Origin of the sequence: Bacillus hominis, from assembly GCF_030348325.1 — a bacterium.
Taxonomy (GTDB): domain Bacteria; phylum Bacillota; class Bacilli; order Bacillales; family Bacillaceae_G; genus Bacillus_A; species Bacillus_A hominis.
Window position 1 is genome coordinate 3,682,139 of record NZ_JAUCFS010000005.1, and the last position, 16,404, is coordinate 3,698,542.

The window sequence follows — 16,404 nt, forward strand, 5'->3', positions numbered from 1 at the left end:
CTATCCCTCCTTTAAGACATTAAAATTTGAAATGTATATCTTATTAAGCCGATAATGTATGCACCGACGACTCCAAATACAATGACACTTCCTGCAAGCTTAAACATGTTAGTAGCGATTCCTAGAACAACCCCTTCACTCCTATGTTCTAGCGCGGCACTCGCCATAGAATTCGCAAATCCAGTAACTGGTACTGCTGATCCCGCTCCAGAAAACTGCCCGATTTTATCATATACACCACACCCTGTTAAAATCGCTGATAGTAAAACGAGAGTTGCAACTGTAGGGTTTCCTGCCTCTTGCTCACTAAAGTGAAAGTAATGTATATAAAATTTCATCAACACTTCTCCGATGGTACAAATGAATCCACCAACAAGAAATGCCTTCACACAATTTATGAAATAGTTCGGTTTTGGATGGTACTCCTTCACTTTATTTATGTAATCATCTTTCAATTTTCGCCCTACCATATATATTGCCTCCTACTTTACGAAATAAATCCAGTGAAACAATGAGCCTATTACTTTTCCAAGTACAAGAGCAACGAGCAAAATAACAATTTTCCCCTCTACCCCTACCCGTTTCGCTAAAATAGGTAAAACGTTTAACACTTCTGTTAATGCCGCCGCAAGCATTCCAATGAATGTTCCACAAAATAACCCTAATATTACGAGCCAATATTGTGATGTTTGAAATGTAATGTTTTTCAAACTACACCAAGCCCCTGTTAAAGTACCTGCAATGACTGCCCACTCAAAATATTGAATATGCTTTCCACTTCTCGTTAATTGAGCTAAACGTGGAATTATACCGAGAACAGCTAAAAATGCAACATATCCACTCCCTACAGCAATTCCTCCAGCTAAACCAATTAATACAACAAATGCAAACTCAATCATCAGCAATCTGTTTCGTATTATCCTTATTTTCATGAACGATTACGTATTGATCGAGTGACTGCTGATATTGAAACATCTCAACTTCTAATGGGCTTGGCTCTTCATTAATGCGTTTTTGAAATACATGATTAAAAAACAGGATCATGCCTAACCCAAGACCTAGTGAATATGGAATTTGAAATAAAAGCGGTTGCTCCTTAAACTCTCCAGTAATCATGTAATATAACCGTTGATGTACTTGTTGCATACTTACATCCTCATGGAAATAAATGATCGCAAGGGCCGCTCCAATGAAAAGTAACAACCATACAAGTCCGAAGAAAATCGGGTGCACTTTCTTTTTTTCATATATAATTTCAACAAGAGTTTGTCCAGAACCGAGTAAATTAATTTGTATGTGCGCTGCTTTTTGTTGAATAATCTCAATCACTTTCATAACATCAATTACAACATGCGTTTTATCAAGCTTTGTTATTTTATAAACTATTTCATTTTGTAACGACTCAACTACTAAAGAATCTCCGGCAAGTTGAGCCACATCACTCAGCTTTACTTCATATGTAGGAGAAACTTTTAATCGATTTCGCATTTTAATATAAATTGTTCGTTCCAATTTTCATTCACCTCTTCACTCTTCCTCGTAGTTGTAGTATGGTTATTGAATTTTTTTCTAATACAATTTTTTCATAAAAAAACATCTGTACCGTTTCGGTACAGATGTTTTTCAGCTACGCCTTTTTCTTAAATAAATTTGCAATACTTAATGCAAGTCCTCCCCAAATGACTACCATACCTATAACCATCATCATAATCGCTGATCCGCTCATCATGAAACACCTCGGTCCTTCCATTCTTTTTCAAGCTTGGCAGAGTCTGAATGTATTTGTGCATTCCATTTTTTCAGACTAATAACTTGTGCGACTATAAGAAACGCTGCCGCTATCGACCAACCATACGTTACAACAAAAAAAATCGAATAGATAGCTATTCATCTATTCGATCTTTCATCTGTTTTAATATTTTCTTTTCAAGTCTTGAAACTTGTACTTGCGAAATACCTATGCGCTCCGCAACTTCTGATTGGGTTTGGTCTTTATAATAGCGCAAATATACAATTAGCCGTTCTCGTTCATCCAGTTCTCTAATTGCTTCTTTTAAAGCAATTTTATCAAACCATTTCGTTTCCGATTGATCTGCAATTTGATCTAAAATAGTAATTGGATCTCCATCATTTTCATACACAGTTTCATGTATCGACGAAGGAGCACGACTCGCTTCTTGCGCCAGAACAACTTCTTCCGGCGTTAGTTCAAGAGCCTCTGCTACCTCATTAATCGTTGGAGCCCTTCCAAATTCTTTCGAAAGCTCGTCTCTCATCTTTCTGACTTTGTTTCCTGTTTCTTTTAAAGATCTACTTACTTTAATTGATCCATCGTCACGTAAAAATCGTTGTATTTCACCGATAATCATTGGAACTGCATATGTTGAAAATTTCACGTCGAAAGACAAATCAAATTTATCTACCGATTTTAAGAGTCCAATACATCCAATTTGAAATAAATCGTCTGGTTCGTATCCTCGATTAAGAAATCGCTGCACAACCGACCATACGAGACGCATATTACTTTGAACGATTGTATCTCTTGCTTGTTGATCTCCATCTTGACTTTTTTGAATTAACGCTTTTAGCTCGTGGTCCTTTAACTGAGGTTTCTTCTTCTCATTTCTGACCTCTATGTCCATTGGCTATTCTCCTTAATTGCATAGAGCGTTACTATTTGATAAGTATTTTGTCAAATGGATTGTTGTCCCGAAAGATTCGTTTGAAATAACTTCTACTTCATCCATAAAATTTTCCATGATAGTAAATCCCATTCCGGAACGCTCTAATTCAGGTTTAGTTGTAAAAAGGGGTTGTCTTGCTTCATCTAAATTAAAGATACCAATCCCTTCATCTCGAATCGTGAGTTTCACCATTGCTTCTTCCAAAATCACTGAAATATAAACAACACCTTCTGCATTTCCTTCATACCCATGAATAATTGCATTTGTAACCGCTTCTGACACAACTGTTTTAATCTCTGTTAGTTCTTCCATCGTCGGGTCTAATTGCGCAATAAAAGCAGCTACCGTAACACGAGCGAATGATTCATTCTGACTTAACGCTGAAAATTGAAGGTTCATTTCATTTCTCATTTATGCCACCCCCAACGTCGCGAGCGCATGCGCTTCACTTTCTTCTAAACGAACAATTTTGAATAGACCTGACATTTCAAATAAACGTTTAACAGGCGGTGAAATTGCACAGACAACCATTTCTCCACCTAATCCCTTTACATGTTTATATCGGCCTAATATAACGCCTAAACCAGAACTATCCATAAATGTTAAGTTCTCTAGGCTCAAAACAATATGATGAACACCATGTGTCTCAATCATATCTGTTACTTTCGTTCGCAACTCTTCAGCAGTATGATGATCTAATTCACCCTCTAGCCTCACACATAAGACGTCACGTTTTACTTCTAAATGCATGGAAAGACTCACACGATTTCCTCCTTATGCTCAAACTTTACTCATTAACATAAGATTTTCGTGATATAAAACAAGAATCCTTCCTACTGACAAAAGAAGAACTATTTCGTCATAAAGTGAAACTTTTCAGCAATTATCCCAGTAAATACGAACAGAAAAGCGGCAAAATTCTCACCGCTATTTTGATGTTGAAAACATCCCAAAACTTCGTTTAAATAACTCCCACCAGCTAGCTGCCTCAACATCTTCTTTCGCTACAATTGTTTGTTTTAATAAAACATCTTTATCTCTTTTAATAACAAGTGTGCCGAGTGCATCACCTTTTTTAATCGGTGCCTTCACTTTCTTTTCTGCAATCACTTCTTGTTTTACTTTGTCCATGTTTTCGCCCTTCTTCATAAGAAGAGACACATTGTCTGACGCAACTAAATCTACTTTTTCTTCCTTACCTTTTCCTACTTGTACAGTCTTAATTTTTTCGCCACGTGTATACAATTTTTTTGTCATATATTGACCAAATGCATAATCAAGCAGCTTCGTTACTTGATTGTTCCGTTCTTTTGAAGTAGGTGCTCCCATAACAACTGAAATGACACGCATTCCATTTTTTTCAGCTGATGCTGTTAAACAATATTTTGCTTCCGTCGTAAAGCCCGTTTTCACTCCATCTACTCCAGGATAAAAACGTACTAGCTTATTCGTATTAACGAGCCAAAATTTCTTATCCGTATTTTCACGTAAATAGTCTTCATATTTACCTGTATATTTTCGAATAAGTGGATACTTCATCAATTCTTTCGCCATAATAGCCATATCATTCGCTGTGGAATAATGATCTTTCGCTGGGAGACCTGTCGGATTTTGAAAATGTGTATTTTTCAGTCCTAAATCTTTCGCTTTTTTGTTCATCATATTTACGAACCCTTCTTCTGAACCAGCGATATGCTCGGCCACTGCAACAGATGCATCATTTCCAGATGCAATTGCAATGCCCTTTAACATTTCATTTACAGTCATCTCTTCCCCAGGTTCTAGAAAGATTTGTGATCCGCCCATTGAAGCTGCGTGTTCACTCGCTCTCACTTTATCTGTCAGTTTTAATTTTCCTTTTTCAACTTGTTCCATAATTAAAAGCATTGTCATAATCTTTGTCATACTAGCAGGGGGTAACTTTTCATTCGGATTTTTATCAAATAAAACTTTACCTGTATCTTGCTCAATTACGATCGCTGACGACGCTTGTTCCGCTAACTTCGGCGTGGCTTCTTCTGTTTTCTCCTGCTTCGTTTTCTCAGATTGCGCAAAACTAACTGAAGTACCAGAAAGCAATAACATGAAACAAACAAGTATTCCAAAAACTCGCTTCATGACTAACCCTCCATTCTATATCAAACCTATTTTTTCCAATTTATTCATTTTTAATACCATATTTTTCTATCATTTTCAGTTGACAAATAAATTCATTGCTTATATTGTATTAAGTGTATTATTCATAGTAGTACACTTAATACTCATCAGGAAGGAGACATTGCTCTTGCACATTCAACTTGATCCAAGAAGCAACACTCCGATATGGGAACAAATTGTTCAAAATATAAAAGAGCTCGTACTAAAAAATATGTTAGCTCCAAGTGATAAGCTTCCTTCTGTACGCGAGCTTGCTTCTTTGCTCGTTATAAATCCAAATACAGTAAGTAAAGCTTATCAGGAATTAGAGCGACAAGGGATTATTGAAACATTACGAGGAAAAGGAACATTTGTAGCCCAATCGATTACCCCAACATTAGACGAAAGGAAAATCGCTATGGTTGAAAAGCAGTTTCATCAATTATTACTAGAAGCCTCTTATCTTGGGATTACGAAAGATAAAATTCACGATTGGATAGATTCATACTATAAAGAGATTGGAGGAAATACAGATGTTGAAAGTAACAAACCTGAAGAAAACAATTGATAATCAAACGATTTTAGACGATGTTTCTTTCACATTACAAAAAGGTAGTATCGTCGGATTACTCGGAAGAAATGGTGCGGGGAAAACAACTTTATTGCGAACGATGGTCGGCATTTTAGACCCCGATAAAGGAACTGTTACATATGAGGATACAGATGTTCATCAACATCCTGAAATTAAACAAAAGGTTGCTTATGTTCCGGATTCTACTAACATACTGAACGGATATACAGTAAAGGAAATTGTGAAGTTTTATAAAGCCGTTTATACAGCATTTAATGAACAATATTTTTATGAAATATTAGAACGTTTTAATTTACCAAACAAACGAATTCGTAGTTATTCAAAAGGAATGAAAGCATTACTTGCAATCATTTTAGCTTTCGCTGCGAAAGTGGAATATATCATTTTAGATGAACCAACAAACGGACTTGATCCTATCGTTAAAAGACAGATTCTACAATTTCTTGTTGAAGAAGTAGCAGAGAAAGAAATTACGATTTTCATATCTACTCACCATTTAGATGAAGTTGAAAAAATAGCAGATACAATTATTATTTTAAAAGGGCATACAGTAGATTCTATTACATCACTAGACGATGCAAAATCACGGTTTGCAAAAATACAAGTTGCTTATGAACGTTCATTACCTCAAAAACTAGAAAACTTAAACAATATAAAAATCTTAAATCAAACAGGAAAAGTATATACGATTTTAATCGAAGGAAATGTTGCTGCAACACTTGAAAAGTTTTATAAAGAGCAGCCACTACTCATTGAAGAGTTAGCAATGTCACTTGAAGATGTCTTCGTTACGACACTTGGGGGGGGATGAGTATGTTTCATAAGGCGCTGTGGATGTGGAATTGGAAGCGCGGGAAATATGCTGTGGTACCCTTTTTCTTTAGTTCACTTTATCTTTTATCTTTCGGATACTATAGAGCAGCCGAGCGACAACTTGCTGAATATCACGATTTGCAAGAAAAGGGAACGTACTATTATTTCTATTCTTTTGGATTTGGGGAAAGTAATAGCGTTTGGTTAACTGTTCTTATCATTGCTTTAGCTTGTTTATTGATGGGATGGGAACGTAGTAATCAGTCTAATACTTTACTTATGACGATGCCATTTAAAAGAAAAGATGTTTTTTTATCTAAATGGGCTTTTGGTTCATTTTGTATTGTAGGCTCATTACTTATAAATTGGATCCTTATGTATGTTATTTATAGAACAACAATTCATTTTGATTATCAATCATTTGGACCATTTCATCGATACTTTCTTTATGCAATTGTCTCTTATGTTGCAGTATATACAGCTGCATCATGTATCGGTACTTTTACTGGAAGCGTTGTTTCGCAAGTCGTTTTTTGTATTCCATGGCTTCTAATGGGGCTTACATTTATTCCATTAGTGTACACTTTTACAATAAACCATTTACATGCTACAGATACTAGAAATAACAACTTGTATGAACAACTTCATGAAATCAATCAAAAAACAAATATAGTTGCACCAATATATAATTATACGATTCGTTACCACTATGATCCAAAATCAAGTAAGAAAGAAAACGATCTAACCACTTTAAGAGATCCGGCAAATCATACGTATTATTCAGCTAAGTCAGTGCTAGTTCCTATTTTATATACGATTTTCTATTTACTACTTGGCACATATTTATATACACGATCGCCAAATGAAAACGCTCAAAAAATATTTATTTCCCAAAAACATTTACGAATATGGATATGGGGGACAACCATTTATTTTGCATTACTAGGTGGCTATAAAATAAATCAATTTAATTTCTTACTTAACTACTATATCAGTTTGCTTCTCGCTGGAATCATTACTTATTTTGTACTATCACGTCTAACAAATTATAAAGTTTTTTAAAGGAGGGGGCCTATGTTTCAAAAAGCACTATGGCTAAGAACGTATCAACAAAGTAAATATGTTGTGTGGTTGTTTTGGTTCGTTAGCTTCTATACTTTATCATATAAATACTATATGGCTTCTATTCAACAGCTATACTTTCTAAATGACAATAAAAAGTGGAACTATGTATATCATTACTCCTTTGATTTAAGACTTATAGACCCTGTCATACTGTTAGGTGGTGTACTTATCGTTCTAGCTTGTACATTAATTGGTTGGGAAAGACAAAATAACTCTAGTGACTTGCTATGGTCTATGCCCTTTAAACGTTCGCACCTCTATATAACAAAGTGGTTGTTTGGAATCTGCAACATTGCAGCAATCATTCTATTAAACTGGGGACTATTCGCCATTATGAAAAAAACAACTTTTCATAATAAATATCAAATATTTTCACCATTTCATACTTATTTTCTATACATGTTAATTGTGTTAATCGCTATTTATACGCTTGCATTATGTATAGGAACAATTACTGGGAATATTCTCTCGCAGGGACTTCTTACTGCAGCTATATTCATATTTCCATTGTTATTTCCATCCCTTATCTCAGCGGTCATCGCTGTTCACTCGAATACTGACTTTCATGAGGACAATGGCAATATGCATCGTGTTATGGAAAACATACGCATTTCGGGTCCAGCAGAAAATTTTCATATTAGATTTGATTATAATCCACAAAGTGCTTATACCGATCCTGATGGAGTGCGTCATAATGAACCAAACTTTACAGAAATCCCTTCAGCAAAAACATTGATTGGACCTATTGTAAATATAATTATTCTATTACCACTCGGTACATATTTATATGTTCGTTCAGTCAATGAGCGGAATGGTAGTTTCTTACTATATCCAAAGCTTCAAAAAATATTTATGGTCTGCGCTATTTTCTGTATTGGAATTAGCGGTGGTTTAATAATTGGCGGAACCCATTCATTGCTTAATTTTTACGTTGGTTTGTTCGGAACAAGCATAATTAGCTATTTTCTTCTATCTAAAATATTGAGATTGAAGGTCTCTTGGAATTTCAAATGAAATAACCTCCTCACTAAGAGGAGGTTATTTCACACTCTCTCTCCTATCCCCATATACAATCTCTTCTTTCATCCCAAATCCATCACCGTTTTGTACAATTTGTTCTGTCGGTGCGACTACACTTTCAGCAATTTTCCATTCCCCGCGCTCTTTCATAAATACTTGTAGAAAATAGTTCATTCCATTTAATTGATACGCATTTTCTTTTTTCACATTATAGTGCACCGCAATGTAGTACACTTGAATATTTTCTTTTCCTGCTTTTGATACGTATTGCGATAATCTCGGAATATACAGGGATGCTTTCTGAAAAGACAGTTGCTTCGCTTTAACGAGCGATGAACTTGTTACATTACGTAATGTGTCCTGATTACGAATATTATCACTATGATGAAATAATACTGCATTTTGCATAGAACGAACCCATAATTTCGAATACAAGACCGTATTATCATTTTCAATATACTTCACTTCTTTTTGCACCACTTGAATAGGGGTATCGGCGTACATGAATGTATTAAAGCAGAAAAAGCTTCCAAGTAAAACGGTAAGTGCCGCAATATATTTCATAATCTTTCCTCCGATCTTTTTAATTAAAGTATCGGAGTTTCAAAATATTTTTATTCAAAAGAAAAAGGATAGGAAAGCTCTTGCTTCCTATCCTCATTTATTATAAGACGCGGCCAAATAGTTCTAAAACCATTTCTATCTCTTGGTCGCTCCAACCTTTAAATCTCTCTTTATAATATTCTTTACGCACAGCTTCAAGTTTTTCAGTTACTTCTCGTCCGTTTTCTGTAATTTCTAAGTATACGATACGACGGTCTGAATTTGATCTCTTTCTTTCAACAAACCCTTTTCGCACGAGACGATCTGTTACAGCTGTAATATGACTGGAGGTTACGTTTACTTCACTCGCAATTTGCGAAGCCATCTGTGGACTTTTTAAAAATAATGCACGTAATACAGAGAATTCATTATATGGCATATGCTCTGAAAAACGTGTATTAATATCATTTTGTAATAAACGTATCATCTTTCGAAATGATGCAGATAAATCTAAAATCAGTGTTTCTCTATTTTCGTTCACTAGCCTCGTCCCTTTTTTATCATATTTACACATATTATAATCTATAAATACCTATGTTGTATATGCTTTCTTCCCTTAACATTCTCATTTATGTAACTTTTTTCATACGATTTTCTTTTTTGTTCACACATATACATGTAAAAAAGGATGGTGAACATAAATGCAAAGTGGAATGAATCCGTATTTACATAATATCCGTACAACAAATACTGGTAAAGAAGCTACTATTACTGTACAAGGAGAAGGCATTATAAAAGCCAAACCAAATATTGTCATATTAACACTAGGCATTCGAACAGATAGTAAAAATGTAAAACAAGCGCAAGAAGAAAATGCAGTGCAATCGAAACAATTGCTTGATGCACTCAAACAGCTAGGTATTGCCGATAAAGATATAGAAACTATTTCTTATACGATTACCCCTCAATACGAATATGTAAATGATAAAGCCTTACTACAAGGCTACCGTGTGGAGCATTTGTATGAAATTACCGTTTTAAATGTGCAAAAAGCAGGGGAAGTATATGATATAGCCGTTACGAATGGGGCAAACGTAGCAAAAGGGTTACGTTTTCGAATCTCTCATCCAAATAAATATTATGAGCAAGCTCTCATTCAGGCTCTGCACCAAGCAGTAGAAAAAGCTCGTGCTATTGCGAGTACCTACAATTTAAACATTAATCCTGTTCCCCTCTCACTCGTTGAAGAATCTGCCCAATTACCACGGGAGGTTGCATCCTATGCTACTTTACATGCACAAGCAGCCCCGCCCATTCAATCTGGAGAACTAGAAATTATTTCAACCATACGAGCCATTTTTACGTATTTATAAATAATTTCGTTTATAAGTAAACGTTATCATTTTCGTTGTTGTAAAAACATGATGTTCTGATATAATAAAGGACGGTGAGCTCTTACAAAAGAGATATCACGGGTGGGAGAGGGATATGAAAAAGAAGGTTTAACATGAAAGGAATACTTGAAAGAACATTTAAATTAGACTTACACCAAACATCACCAAAACAAGAAGTTTTAGCTGGAGTCACGTCATTTTTCACGATCGTTTATATTATGATTGTAAATGCGTCAATCTTATCAGATGCCGGCATTCCTCTTGAAGCTGGAATTTTAGCAACTGTTTTTAGTTCATTTGTCGGATGTCTACTTATGGCATTTTGGGCAAATGCACCTGCTATTCTTGTCCCAGGTATGGGTGTAAATGCATTCTTCACGTACACTGCTGTGCACACGCTCGGTCTAGCTTGGCAAGAAGCATTAGCAGCTGTTTTTATCGCCGGTATTATTTTTGCAATTGCTGCTTTTACACCGATTGCTCGCGTGCTTTCGGTATCGATTCCAAAGTCATTAAAGGAAGCTATCACTGTCGGTATCGGGTTATTTTTAGCTTTCATCGGCTTGCAAAAAGGTGGTTTAGTCGTTTCGCATCCTAATACTGCTGTTGCAATGGGGAAATTAAGTAGTCCTGTCGTTCTTGCCACACTACTTACTCTTATTGTGGCACTTGTGCTATTTGTGCGTAACGTACGTGGAAACTTTTTATGGACGATTGCAATTGGAACTGGTATTGCATGGCTATTTGGCCTTGTTGATACGAGTCAAGTGGGAAATAGTTCGTTTTCATTCGCTAATTACGGCGATGTGTTTGGAGCTATGTCATTCGGGAAACTTTCTTCCTTACCATTTTGGATTGCAACATTCTCCTTAAGCATGGTGCTTATTTTTGAGAACATGGGACTTCTGCACGGTTTATTAGAAGATGACCGTAAATTCCCACGTGCTTACCAAGCCAATGCAATTTCAGCAATGACATGTGGTCTATTTGGCACAAGCCCTACCGTATCAACAGTAGAGAGTGCCGCGGGTATTACTGCAGGCGGAAAGACAGGTCTGACGTCTATCGTTACAGGGTTGTTATTCTTTGCATCACTGTTTGCACTTCCGTTTGTCAAACTAATTCCTGATAGTGCCATTGCACCAATCTTAATTATTATTGGCGGCCTGATGATTACAAGCATTCAACAAATTCCTCTGAACGATTTTTCAGAAGGATTTCCAGCGTTCTTAATTATCATTATGATTCCGCTCACATATAGTATCGCTGATGGCATTGCGTTCGGATTTATTGCTTATCCTATCTTAAAAATTGCTCTTGGAAAGCGTAAAGAAGTCGCACCGTCTATGTATATCGTTACATGCTTATTCTTAGCCATGTTTGTATTACATGCTATTGGTTAAGTAAAAACACCGAGGAATTTTCCTCGGTGTTTTTTTTACTTAAACCAACCTTTTTTATAAAACCAAGCCATCATTCCGCCGCCAATTAACGCCATAATTAATAGACAAATAAAGTAACTATACTTCCCGCCAAGCTCTGGCATATGCGCAAAGTTCATGCCGTATACCCCTGCAATAAATGTTAACGGCATGAAAATAGTCGAGAAAACAGTTAATGTTTTCATAATGTTATTCATATGGTGGGAATTCAATGAAAAGTAACTATCTCGAATATCTGCTGTTAATTCACGACTCGCTTCAATCATCTCTGTCAGTTTAAGCAAATGATCATGTATATCTTTAAAATAAATTTCATGGTCGCTTATACCGTAAAAACGAGTTGAATTTAAAATACGATACAATAAATCACGCATCGGAATAATCGTACGCCTTAGCTTAGATAAATCTGCACGAATATCAAATACCTCTTCTAGCACGCTTCCCGCTGTCTCACCCGTTAAATTATCATCAATTGCATTTAAATGGTCTTCAATGTAATACACAGGTGCGAAATAATCATCTACAATTTGGTCAATAATGGTATGCGCTACATTTAAAGGACTCTTCTTAATACGTTTCTTCTCACCGAGCGTTTTCCATACTCTTTCAATCGCATTGTTATGAGAGAAGTGGAAAGAGACTATATATCGATCACTAACAAATAAATCGATTTCATGCGGTTCTAATCCATCTTCTCCGAATGCATGGAGCACTAAAAAGTTATATCCATCATAAAAATCTACCTTTGGTCTCTGCACATACTCTACACAATCTTCAATTGCAAGGGGATGGAACTTGAAGTGATCTTGTAAAATATATGTATACTCTTCTTTCGTCGGCTTATATAAATCAAGCCAATACCATACGATGTTTTCTTTTTGCGTTTCTTCTAGCGAAACATCATATAAAACTTCATTTTTTTTCGTTACTGCACAAATTCTAATCATAATTTCACCCATTATTATTATAAACAAAAAATAGTAAAAAAAGCCAAGGAGAAATCTCCTCAGCTTTTTTTATTACTTCGTTACGATACCGTGTACTAAAGTTGGTGCATCTACGTGGTCTTTAGCGATTTTCATGTTCTCATAAATTTTCGCTTTTACGTCTTCAACATTTTCGCGGTTTGCGTAAATTGTAACAAGAGAGTCGCCTTTTTTCACGCTATCGCCTACTTTTTTGCGAAGCATTAGACCAACTGCTAAATCAATTTCAGACTCTTTCGTTGCACGCCCTGCTCCTAAAAGCATTGCTGCTGTTCCGATTTCATCTGCAACGATTTCCGATACATAACCGTCTTCTTTTGCTTCCACTTCAATTTTATATTGCGCTTGTGGCAATTTAGAAGGATCATCAACAACAGATGCATCGCCGCCCTGCGCCGATAAGAACGTTTTAAATGATTCTAGCGCTTTACCGTTGTTCATTACTTCAATTAACTTTTCACGAGCATCTTCTAAAGATGAAGCTTGTCCAGCAAGGTATACCATTTGACTTCCAAGCGTTAAACATAACTCTTCTAAATCTTTTGGTCCTTTACCTTGTAATGTATCAATTGCTTCTTGTACTTCTAATGCGTTACCAATAGCCTCACCAAGCGGCTGGCTCATATCAGAAATAACTGCCATCGTATTACGACCAACGTTATTACCGATGCGTACCATTGCTTCTGCTAAACGTTTTGCATCTTCATCCGTTTTCATAAATGCTCCTGCTCCAGTTTTTACATCAAGAACAATTGCATCTGCACCAGCAGCAATTTTTTTACTCATAATCGAGCTTGCAATAAGCGGAATTGAGTTTACTGTTGCCGTTACATCACGAAGTGCATACAATTTTTTATCAGCAGGTGTTAAGTTTCCACTTTGACCGATAACGGCAATTTTATTTTCATTCACAAGACGCATGAATTCATCATTTTCAATTTCCACATGGAATCCTGGAACTGCTTCTAATTTATCAATTGTACCACCAGTATGTCCTAAACCGCGTCCAGACATTTTCGCTACTGGTACACCTAAAGCAGCTACTAATGGACCTAATACAAGTGTCGTTGTATCACCAACACCACCTGTTGAATGCTTATCTACTTTTACCCCTTCAATGGCTGATAAGTCAATTGTATCACCGCTATTTACCATTGCCATCGTTAAATCCGCACGTTCTTGATCATTCATATCTTGGAAGAAAATTGCCATTGCAAGTGAACTTACTTGATAATCAGGAATATCACCATTTGTATATCCTTCAACAATAAAGTTAATTTCTTCTGTCGTTAATGCTTGTCCATCACGTTTTTTTGCAATTAGGTCCACCATTCTCATTGTGAAGTCACCCCTTCATTTGTTTTACGATTGCTTTTACTAATGCTAAGAAGTTAGCTTTAACACGTTCTGTCGTTTCAATTACTTCATCATGGTGAAGTGGCTGATCTAAAATACCAGCTGCCATATTTGAAATACAAGAAATACCAAGTACTTTCATACCAGCATGACGAGCTACAATTACTTCAGGTACTGTTGACATACCAACTGCATCTCCGCCAAGTGTACGAAGCATACGAATTTCAGCAGGTGTTTCATATACAGGACCTGTCATTCCAACGTACACACCTTCTTGTACTTTAATGTTTAAGTCTGCTGCAACTTGTTTCGCCATTTCGCGAAGTTCTGTCGTATATGATGTAGACATATCAGGGAAACGTACACCCATTTCAGAATCATTTGGTCCGATTAATGGATTCGTACCCATGAAGTTGATGTGGTCTGAAATTAACATAAGGTCGCCTGGCTCGAATGATGTATTTACACCACCAGCTGCGTTTGTTACAACAACAGTTTCTACACCTAGTTCTTTCATAACACGAACTGGGAATGTTACTTTTTGCATGTCATATCCTTCGTAGAAATGGAAACGTCCTTGCATTGCTACTACAGTTACACCTTGAAGTGTACCGAATACTAGTTGACCCGCATGTCCTTCTACAGTTGATACTGGGAATTCAGGAATTTCGCTGTAAGGCACTGTTACCGCATTTTCGATTTCATCTGCTAATACACCTAGTCCAGATCCAAGGATTAGTCCTACTTGTGGTGTTTCTTGAAATTTCTCTTTTAAGTATGAAGCTGATTTTGTAATAAGTTCACGATTCATTTGTTTATCCCCCTATTTCTTTAGCTCGTTTAAGAAGCTTGTTCCGTATTCTGGCATTTTCACACCGAAGTTTTCTGCTACAGTTGCACCAATATCAGCAAATGTTTGACGAAGTGCTAATTCTTGTCCGCCTTCTTTCATGCTTGGGCTATATGCTAATAACGGTACATATTCACGTGTATGATCAGTACCAGGATGTACTGGATCATTACCATGGTCTGCTGTAATTAATAATAAATCATCTTCTTTTAGTTTTTCGAACACTTCTGGAAGACGTGCATCATATTCTTGCAGAGCTTCTCCATATCCTTGTGGATCACGACGGTGACCGAATAATGCATCAAAGTCAACTAAGTTTAAGAAGCTAAGACCTGTAAAGTCCATGTTTAATGTATCTACAAGCTTATCCATTCCATCCATGTTAGACTTCGTACGAAGTGATTCCGTTACCCCTTCGCCATCATAAATATCAGAAATTTTACCGATAGCAATTACATCGTAGTCACTATCTTTTAATTCATTCATTACTGTGCGACCAAATGGTTTTAATGCATAGTCATGACGATTTGGTGTACGTGTGAATTTTCCTGGTTCTCCAACGAATGGACGAGCGATAACACGTCCTACCATGTACTTCTCATCTAATGTTAGTTCACGGGCAATTTTACAAATTTTATATAACTCATCAAGTGGCACTACTTCTTCGTGTGCTGCAATTTGTAATACACTATCAGCAGAAGTGTAAACGATTAAAGAGCCTGTTTCCATTTGCTCTTGACCAAGCTCATCAAGAATTTCTGTTCCAGAAGCTGGCTTATTACCGATAATTTTACGGCCTGTTTTTTCTTCTAATTCATCAAGTAATTCTTTCGGGAATCCTTCAGGGAATACTTGGAATGGTGTATCAATGTAAAGGCCCATAATTTCCCAGTGACCTGTCATTGTATCTTTACCGGTAGATTTCTCTTGCATTTTTGTATAATATCCAAGCGGTTTCTCTACTTTAGAGATCCCTTTCATTTCACGAATATTACCAAGACCTAATTTCACCATGTTTGGCATGTTTAATCCATTCATATGTTCAGCGATATGACCAATTGTATCAGAACCTAAATCACCAAACTGCTCAGCATCAGGTGCCTCACCGATTCCCACAGAGTCCATCACGACTAGGAAAATACGTTTATATTTATTCATAACTGCAACCTCCTATATGTTCAGTTCTACTTCTTGTAGTATGTTCAAAACGCTATAAAGTGAAACTGTTATAAATGGGAATTATCTTTCGTCCTCATTATCAAACAGTACTGCTTTAAATCATTCTCTAACTTTTTCGTTTTACTTTCAAACGAATCAAAAAAATTTCTAGTTTTTTCTAAGTCAGATGTCAGACATCTGATATTGATATCATAACATGTTTACGCTTTCTTTTTAATACATTTTCGTAGAATTTCTTATTTTATTCACACTTCTATTGTAATCCATTCTGCGAAGAAGTGCTA

20 protein-coding genes are annotated in these 16,404 nt (G+C 36.2%); 6 read left to right on the plus strand and 14 right to left on the minus strand.

All coding sequences use genetic code 11. The features are described 5' to 3' along the window. Nucleotides 1–11: 11 nt before the first annotated feature. The 8 genes from spoVAC to dacF all read right to left on the minus strand — a co-directional run bounded on the left by spoVAC (nucleotide 12) and on the right by dacF (nucleotide 4,802). Nucleotides 12–470 (minus strand): stage V sporulation protein AC, encoded by a 459-nt coding sequence (spoVAC, locus tag QUF93_RS21535; RefSeq protein WP_002122202.1) that lies wholly within the window; start codon nucleotides 468–470, stop codon nucleotides 12–14. Nucleotides 471–482: 12 nt separating this feature from the next. Next, a complete protein-coding gene (gene spoVAB / locus QUF93_RS21540; RefSeq protein ID WP_289360134.1) occupies nucleotides 483–899 on the minus strand; it encodes a stage V sporulation protein SpoVAB in 417 nt (138 codons plus the stop codon). Further along, complete coding sequence (locus QUF93_RS21545; RefSeq protein WP_289360135.1) at nucleotides 892–1,512, minus strand: stage V sporulation protein AA; 621 nt, start codon at nucleotides 1,510–1,512, stop codon at nucleotides 892–894. The genes spoVAB and QUF93_RS21545 overlap by 8 nt, the downstream gene beginning before the upstream one ends. Nucleotides 1,513–1,627: 115 nt before the next feature. Beyond that, complete coding sequence (locus QUF93_RS21550) at nucleotides 1,628–1,726, minus strand: methionine/alanine import family NSS transporter small subunit (protein ID WP_000016829.1); 99 nt, start codon at nucleotides 1,724–1,726, stop codon at nucleotides 1,628–1,630. Between the two features lie 157 nt (nucleotides 1,727–1,883). Further along, the gene (gene sigF, locus QUF93_RS21555) at nucleotides 1,884–2,642 is read right to left on the minus strand and encodes an RNA polymerase sporulation sigma factor SigF (RefSeq protein ID WP_002122210.1); all 759 of its coding nucleotides are present in this window, start codon (nucleotides 2,640–2,642) and stop codon (nucleotides 1,884–1,886) included. A 12-nt stretch (nucleotides 2,643–2,654) separates the two neighbouring features. Then, on the minus strand, nucleotides 2,655–3,095 hold the full coding sequence (spoIIAB, locus tag QUF93_RS21560) for an anti-sigma F factor (RefSeq protein WP_001243400.1): 441 nt from the start codon (nucleotides 3,093–3,095) through the stop codon (nucleotides 2,655–2,657). Further along, nucleotides 3,096–3,446 (minus strand): anti-sigma F factor antagonist, encoded by a 351-nt coding sequence (spoIIAA, locus tag QUF93_RS21565; RefSeq protein WP_002088460.1) that lies wholly within the window; start codon nucleotides 3,444–3,446, stop codon nucleotides 3,096–3,098. Nucleotides 3,447–3,611: 165 nt separating this feature from the next. Further along, nucleotides 3,612–4,802 (minus strand): serine-type D-Ala-D-Ala carboxypeptidase DacF, encoded by a 1,191-nt coding sequence (gene dacF / locus QUF93_RS21570; protein WP_078180755.1) that lies wholly within the window; start codon nucleotides 4,800–4,802, stop codon nucleotides 3,612–3,614. Between the two features lie 166 nt (nucleotides 4,803–4,968). Here dacF and QUF93_RS21575 point away from each other — a divergent pair, with 166 nt between their 5' ends. From QUF93_RS21575 to QUF93_RS21590, 4 genes are read left to right on the plus strand one after another with little or no spacing between them, the layout of a single operon-like run. Next, a complete protein-coding gene (locus QUF93_RS21575; RefSeq protein WP_000548023.1) occupies nucleotides 4,969–5,388 on the plus strand; it encodes a GntR family transcriptional regulator in 420 nt (139 codons plus the stop codon). Beyond that, nucleotides 5,354–6,223, plus strand: a complete 870-nt coding sequence (locus QUF93_RS21580; protein WP_289360137.1) for an ABC transporter ATP-binding protein — start codon at nucleotides 5,354–5,356, stop codon at nucleotides 6,221–6,223. The genes QUF93_RS21575 and QUF93_RS21580 overlap by 35 nt, the downstream gene beginning before the upstream one ends. A 2-nt stretch (nucleotides 6,224–6,225) precedes the next feature. After that, nucleotides 6,226–7,287 (plus strand): ABC transporter permease subunit, encoded by a 1,062-nt coding sequence (locus QUF93_RS21585; protein WP_289360138.1) that lies wholly within the window; start codon nucleotides 6,226–6,228, stop codon nucleotides 7,285–7,287. A 12-nt stretch (nucleotides 7,288–7,299) separates the two neighbouring features. Further along, entirely contained in the window at nucleotides 7,300–8,364 is a 1,065-nt protein-coding gene (locus QUF93_RS21590) for an ABC transporter permease subunit (RefSeq protein WP_289375808.1), read from the plus strand. A gap of 24 nt (nucleotides 8,365–8,388) precedes the next feature. On the opposite strand, the gene QUF93_RS21595 is transcribed toward QUF93_RS21590, so the two are convergent. After that, nucleotides 8,389–8,934, minus strand: a complete 546-nt coding sequence (locus QUF93_RS21595; protein ID WP_289360140.1) for a hypothetical protein — start codon at nucleotides 8,932–8,934, stop codon at nucleotides 8,389–8,391. Nucleotides 8,935–9,034: 100 nt separating this feature from the next. Beyond that, complete coding sequence (locus tag QUF93_RS21600) at nucleotides 9,035–9,454, minus strand: MarR family winged helix-turn-helix transcriptional regulator (RefSeq protein ID WP_001004995.1); 420 nt, start codon at nucleotides 9,452–9,454, stop codon at nucleotides 9,035–9,037. Nucleotides 9,455–9,614: 160 nt separating this feature from the next. Between QUF93_RS21600 and QUF93_RS21605 the strand changes: the two genes are divergently transcribed. Both QUF93_RS21605 and QUF93_RS21610 read left to right on the plus strand, forming a co-directional pair. After that, nucleotides 9,615–10,286: an SIMPL domain-containing protein gene (locus QUF93_RS21605; RefSeq protein ID WP_289360141.1), complete on the plus strand. Its 672-nt coding sequence runs from the start codon at nucleotides 9,615–9,617 to the stop codon at nucleotides 10,284–10,286. 134 nt (nucleotides 10,287–10,420) lie between these two features. Next, the gene (locus QUF93_RS21610; RefSeq protein WP_289360142.1) at nucleotides 10,421–11,710 is read left to right on the plus strand and encodes an NCS2 family permease; all 1,290 of its coding nucleotides are present in this window, start codon (nucleotides 10,421–10,423) and stop codon (nucleotides 11,708–11,710) included. A 35-nt stretch (nucleotides 11,711–11,745) separates the two neighbouring features. On the opposite strand, the gene corA is transcribed toward QUF93_RS21610, so the two are convergent. Genes corA through deoB form a run of 4 tightly spaced genes read right to left on the minus strand, consistent with a single transcriptional unit; the run spans nucleotide 11,746 to nucleotide 16,099 of the window. Continuing rightward, nucleotides 11,746–12,708 carry a magnesium/cobalt transporter CorA gene (gene corA / locus QUF93_RS21615; RefSeq protein WP_289360143.1) on the minus strand — a complete coding sequence of 321 codons (963 nt, stop codon included), beginning with the start codon at nucleotides 12,706–12,708 and terminating at the stop codon, nucleotides 11,746–11,748. 60 nt (nucleotides 12,709–12,768) lie between these two features. Next, on the minus strand, nucleotides 12,769–14,073 hold the full coding sequence (locus QUF93_RS21620) for a pyrimidine-nucleoside phosphorylase (RefSeq protein WP_289360144.1): 1,305 nt from the start codon (nucleotides 14,071–14,073) through the stop codon (nucleotides 12,769–12,771). A 7-nt stretch (nucleotides 14,074–14,080) separates the two neighbouring features. Then, a complete protein-coding gene (locus QUF93_RS21625) occupies nucleotides 14,081–14,902 on the minus strand; it encodes a purine-nucleoside phosphorylase (protein WP_001078444.1) in 822 nt (273 codons plus the stop codon). Between the two features lie 12 nt (nucleotides 14,903–14,914). Then, the gene (deoB, locus tag QUF93_RS21630; protein ID WP_071746973.1) at nucleotides 14,915–16,099 is read right to left on the minus strand and encodes a phosphopentomutase; all 1,185 of its coding nucleotides are present in this window, start codon (nucleotides 16,097–16,099) and stop codon (nucleotides 14,915–14,917) included. Nucleotides 16,100–16,404 lie beyond the last annotated feature (305 nt).